Origin of the sequence: uncultured Cytophaga sp., from assembly GCF_937863595.1 — a bacterium.
Lineage (GTDB): Bacteria > Bacteroidota > Bacteroidia > Cytophagales > Cytophagaceae > Cytophaga.
Genome location: NZ_CALMGQ010000148.1, coordinates 1 through 4286, shown reverse-complemented (window position 1 = coordinate 4286; position 4286 = coordinate 1). Strand labels below are relative to the sequence as shown.

1 protein-coding gene is annotated in these 4286 nt (G+C 37.9%); it reads right to left on the bottom strand.

From position 1 onward, the window contains the following. Nucleotides 1-3727, bottom strand: a 3727-nt coding sequence (locus tag Q0543_RS13105) for a thrombospondin type 3 repeat-containing protein (protein WP_299253865.1), incomplete at its 3' end; no start/stop codon positions are given. Nucleotides 3728-4286: the final 559 nt, after the last annotated feature.

Genomic DNA, 4286 nt, shown 5'->3' with positions numbered 1-4286 from the left:
CGCTTGTTGCAACGATGCTGTTTGAAATTGAAAGTGTATTTGCACCACCGATATAACTAGGATAGTTTGCATTTTTATACGCACCTGAAAAAATATTTTCCGGACCAAACACTGCAACGGTTACATTTAAGTTTTGATCTAAATCTACACCAGCTGTACTCGCTATAACCAAAGAGTAAATACTTGCGCCAGGTGCTTCAATATCGAGTCGGGCACTACCTTGTACCTGTACTCCACAAACCCCTAAGCCAGTTGCTGAACGTATTTGTAATTTACCTTCGGTAACAATCCAATTACCTTTAAACCCAGTAGCAGAACTATTTATTCGAAGATTGCCTACACTTGTTTTAGTAAGGTCTCCACTACCTGTAATTGTTCCATTCAATGTAAATATGGTTGCCGCAACTGAGCCTGCCATAATAGTAGATGGCTTTTCAACAATAATGTTTGATGTTAGCGCAAATTCTGGACTACTCGTATATACTTTCAGTGTACCTCCCTGCATGTGTATTTTATCCATAGAAGAGCTTGCTGAAACCAAACGGAGCGTTCCATTTGTTTCAATATAGACAGGAGCTATATGTGTTATATCATTAATCTGTACTTCTCCGCTTCGAACGACAACCGTATCAATTGCTCTTGGTATTGATTTAGGTGTCCAACTGTTTGTATTACTCCAAGCTAGATTGCCACTATTATCATAATTGTAAATATACTTTTTAGGAGGTGCATCAGCAGTCAATACAAATGCTGCAGAGTTCGTACTACATCCATTCGATGTGATTACAACAGAATACGAACCAGCGCCCGCAGCTGCATAGGTTGAAGCAGTTGCAGCACTAATATTTGTTGTGCCATTTTTCCATTGATACGTATAACCCGTCCCAGTTGAAGCATTCAGAATAATAGTACCACCGTAAGGAACTACTGTACCTGCTGAGCTACTAATAGTAGCTGTTGGCAATGCTTTTACAGTAATCGTATTTGTGCTGGACGTTCCAGTTATACCTAAACTAGTTGTTGCTATTGCATGTAAACTTAATGTAGTAGCTGTTGAAGCTGTGTAATTAAAGTTATAAGGAGCTGAATTATCTGTTCCAAGTAATGTTGTTCCATTGTAAAAATCGACTTTAGTGATTGTTCCTGTTGTAGTAGTTGCTGTTGCTTCTAATGCAAGAGTAGCACCTTTACATACAGAAGTATTTGTTAGTGGTGCTGTTAAATTTACTACTGGAGGATTCCCACAATTACCCTCAACATACATACCGATTGTTCTGGTCATTGTAGCTCCATCTGCATCTTTAACTGTAAGTTTAAAAGATGCCATGCCACAATTTGCTTTAGTAAATGTTGCTGTACTTCCCGAAATAGCTACCGTTCCGTTTGTTACAGAACCACTCGTGTACACTGGAGATGTTTTGCTATATCCTTTAAATAAATTTGTAATATTAATGGTTTGTGTAGAGCCATTGGTTAATAAGTAATGTGGTTCTGCCATCCAGTTTAAATAATCTTCGAGGCGTGTATAGCCATTCTGATCTGGATCTTCATTTGATTCTGTAAAATTTCCTGCTCCAGAGTTTGGATTTGTTCCATGCGCTGTTTCCCAAAAGTTCGGCATTCCATCCCCATCTGAATCCCAAGATGAAGCACGTGATACTGTTGGATAGCTTTCATAGCCACCTGCATCGGCCTCTTTATCGGGAAACCCAGGTTTTCCTGTAACACTTCCTTTAACTGTATAGGTACCATTCAATGTTTCCGTAATCATGCGATTATCATGTATATCAAAGAATGGCTGACTTGCACCAACATCCGACAATACACTTTTGTATGCATCATAGGCTTTTTGTGTTGTTACATATGAAGGAAAGAATGCGGCATTCACAAATGCTTCGTATTTTTTATAATCACCATTTGAAAAAGATTCTGTTCTACCTGCTGTTTGATTTGATTCATTAAAATAACCGGGCATTACATTGCCACTAAAATATGCACGTTGTGTACCTAAACCAGTACCTTCATGCTGAATAGATAAGGCATTAAAAATTTTTGAACCTGCGCCTGGTTTATAATAATTACCAACAAAATTCACTTCCATCGCGCCACCGTCTGTTGTACGACCACCCCAGTTATATACAACGTTATTGGTGATATCTAATCTTCCTGCATAATAATTATTCCCATCCAAACCGCCACCCATACTCCAGTTGCGACCATAATTATGCGCTAACAAATTGTGGTGGAAACTTCCAACATCGCCACCAATTGTTGCTGCATAGCCATGTTCAGTGCCAGCTGGATAATTTTGATGCCCAGCAGCATTTAATGCTTCAGAAATAAGTGTTCGTTGTAAGGTAATGTTCTTTCCACTGCGTGAACTGAACGACTCATCAATCGTCCAGCTAATGGAACAATGATCCATGATGGTATGATTTGCACCGGTCATCCCCATACCATCGTATGTAGGACCTGCACCTAAACGCAAACGTATGTGTCGCGCTATTACATCATTTCCTGTAAAGCCAAAAGGTGCAGTACGAAGACAAATACCATTGCCAGGTGCAGTCTGACCTGCTATTGTTACATTCGCATCACTTAATACCAAACGCGATTTTAATACAATGATGCCAGCAATATCAAATACTATGGTACGTGGACCTATTTGATTTTCTACAGCATCACGTAAACTACCAGTACCACTGTCATTCAAATTAGTAACATGTACAACTTTACCACCTCTACCACCTTTTGCATAACGACCATATCCTTCTGCTCCAGGAAATGCTAATTGCCTTGGACTAAACACCCAAACATTTCCTTTTGTAACCACACCTGAAGATGTAACTTCATCCACTCTCCAGTAATAGGTATTCATACTATACAAGCTACCAATATTATATGATGTAGCTGTCTGTTGCCCCATATAACAAGCAGAAGTTGTAGTTCCACTTGTTACACAACTTTTATCTGTACTAAAATAAATTCGGTGCGAAACGGCACTGGCTCCAGCCGTCCATTTTAATGTAGCAGTTTTAGAATCCGCATCCACATGCAAATCACCATCGGTAGGAATGGGATTTTTACTTTGATTTTTTACGTTAGGTGTATTCAATTCAAAGCCGTTGATATACACATTTTTCATTGATGCAGATCCGCTTGTTTGTGCCTTATATAAAATCACAACATTTTTCCCGGCGGTAGCATTAAATGTTACATAAGAACTTTGCAATGCGTCTGTGGTTACTGCACGCTTGGACATTACCAAACCACTTATAGTTGTTGTTCCATTTACCAACACATCAACTGGTGAAAATGTAAAAGAACCTGGATCATCTATTGCATTGTGAAACGCCATAAATGAATGTGTACCAGTAGCAAGTCCACTAATGGTTAATTCTATTTGTGCACCAGCGTTTCCGCCATCTACCAACATTCCATCGCAACCCAAACGCGCATAATAGGGCGCTTGAACTCCTGCCTTATAATAAGTTGCTCTTAAAGCCGAACCGTTATTCCCAGCTTTCTTAAAAGTAAATGTAACGCCACTCACGGTTTTAGAAATAGACGGTGCATTATCTGGAATCCAAGGCACATAATTTGGATCGTTGCACTCTAACTCGCTCCTACCACTCATGTTTAAATCTACTTTTACAACTGGACTTTGTGACAATCCAGTGAATGCATAGCAAAAAATAATGTAAAGTAGAAAGTATATTTTTTTCATACGGTGTCCAGTTTTATATAATACACGGTTTATATGATGTCAAGCACAGCTGAAATACGAAAAGTAACTTTTTTATAAAAAAAATTACAAATAAGAAGAAATTTGCACACTTTAAAAAGTATATACCTCTAAAATCCAGAATGTTATTTTACTTATTTATTCTCTAAGGCATTACTGAAATCTCTTACTCTTGATTACAAGTAAGAGTATTATTTAATCGAAGGATGATAAAATAATACTATTTAAAAAATCACTGCACCTACTTAAATAAATCAGCTACATTTTCTTTCAGAGATCTTTTGAAAATACCAATTAAACAATCTCTGCATGGCGGTGAATTGCATTCTCATTTAAAATACCCCCTACTCGTTGTTGTGCCAACAACAGTTAAAAATTAAAAATATCAAACGAAAAGAGTAAAATTACCTTTTCCCAAAATAAATGGAGAATGTTTCGTTTACTCTTCTCCTGCAAATAAACTCAAAACAGCACGTACCTTTTCTGCATTGTTACATTCCACAAAATACATAAGTCCGCCATTTTGACTCCACGTTGCAGT